Annotated in this window: 2 protein-coding genes; both read left to right on the top strand. The window is 68.4% G+C overall.

The window, feature by feature from the left end:
• Positions 1-842, top strand: an 842-nt coding sequence (gene sucC, locus FCN18_RS38885) for an ADP-forming succinate--CoA ligase subunit beta (RefSeq protein WP_137097592.1), incomplete at its 5' end; no start/stop codon positions are given.
• A gap of 5 nt (positions 843-847) precedes the next feature.
• Positions 848-1,637 (top strand): succinate--CoA ligase subunit alpha (gene sucD, locus FCN18_RS38890; RefSeq protein WP_137097593.1); only part of this gene is annotated, 790 nt, incomplete at its 3' end.

The raw sequence follows: 1,637 nt of genomic DNA on the forward strand, positions 1-1,637 counted from the left end.
ACCGCACGTTTTTGGCCATGGCCTCGGCCGAGGGTGGCGTGGAGATCGAGCAGCTGGCGGTCGAGCGCCCGGAGGCGTTGGCGAAGGTGGCGGTGGATCCGATCGCCGGGGTGGACAAGGCCACCGCGCTCGAGATCCTCACCCAGGGCAATTTCCCGGTGGAGATCCGGGAGCAGGCCGCCGAGGTGGTGGTGAAGCTGTGGGAGACCTTCGTGGCCGAGGACGCCACGCTGGTCGAGGTCAACCCGCTGGTGCGGGACCCGCAGGACAAGATCGTCGCCCTGGACGGCAAGGTCACCCTGGACGGCAACGCCACGTTCCGCCACCCCGAGCACGAGCAGCTGGTGGACAAGCAGGCCGAGGACCCGCTGGAGGCCAAGGCCAAGGCCAAGGACCTCAACTACGTCAAGCTCGACGGTGAGGTCGGCATCATCGGCAACGGCGCGGGCCTGGTCATGTCCACCCTGGACGTGGTCGCCTACGCCGGGCAGCGGCATGGCGGGGTCAAGCCCGCGAACTTCCTCGACATCGGCGGCGGCGCCTCGGCGGAGGTGATGGCCGCCGGGCTGGACGTCATCCTCGGCGACCCCGCGGTCAAGAGCGTGTTCGTGAACGTGTTCGGCGGGATCACCGCCTGCGACGCGGTGGCCACCGGCATCGTGGAAGCCCTCAAGATCCTCGGGGACGAGGCCACCAAGCCGCTGGTGGTGCGCCTGGACGGCAACAACGTCGAGGAAGGCCGCCGGATCCTCGACGAGGCCAACCACCCGCTGGTCACGCAGGTGGACACCATGGACAACGCGGCCGACAAGGCCGCCCAGCTCGCCGCGGCAGGAGCCTGATCCCCATGGCCATTTTCCTCAACGAGAACTCCAAGATCATCGTGCAGGGCCTCACCGGCTCGGAAGGCACCAAGCACGCCACCAAGATGCTGGCCGCCGGCTCCACCATCGTCGGCGGGGTCAACGCCCGCAAGGCCGGCCAGACCGTCACCATCGGCGGCACGGACCTCACCGTCTACGGCACCGTCGAGGAGGCCATGAAGGCCACCGGCGCCGACACCTCGGTGATCTTCGTGCCCCCCAAGTTCGCCAAAGACGCCGTCATCGAGGCCATCGACGCCGAGATCGGCCTGGCCGTGGTCATCACCGAAGGCATCCCCGTGCACGACTCGGCCTACTTCTGGGCCCACGCCGTCGCCAAGGGAAACAAAACCAGGATCATCGGCCCGAACTGCCCCGGTGTGATCTCCCCGGGCAAGTCGAACGCGGGCATCATCCCGGCCAACATCACCGGCCCCGGCCACATCGGCCTGGTGTCCAAGTCCGGGACGCTGACCTACCAGATGATGTACGAGCTGCGCGACATCGGCTTCACCACCGCGGTCGGCATCGGCGGGGACCCGGTCATCGGCACCACCCACATCGACGCCCTCGCGGCGTTCGAGGCCGACCCCGACACCAAGGTCATCGTGATGATCGGCGAAATCGGCGGGGACGCCGAAGAACGCGCCGCCGACTACATCAAGGCCAACGTCACCAAACCCGTCGTCGGCTACGTCGCCGGCTTCACCGCCCCCGAAGGCAAAACCATGGGCCACGCCGGCGCCATCGTCTCCGGCTCCTCCGGCACCGCCC

This window comes from Prauserella endophytica (assembly GCF_005146945.1).
Lineage (GTDB): Bacteria > Actinomycetota > Actinomycetes > Mycobacteriales > Pseudonocardiaceae > Prauserella_A > Prauserella_A endophytica.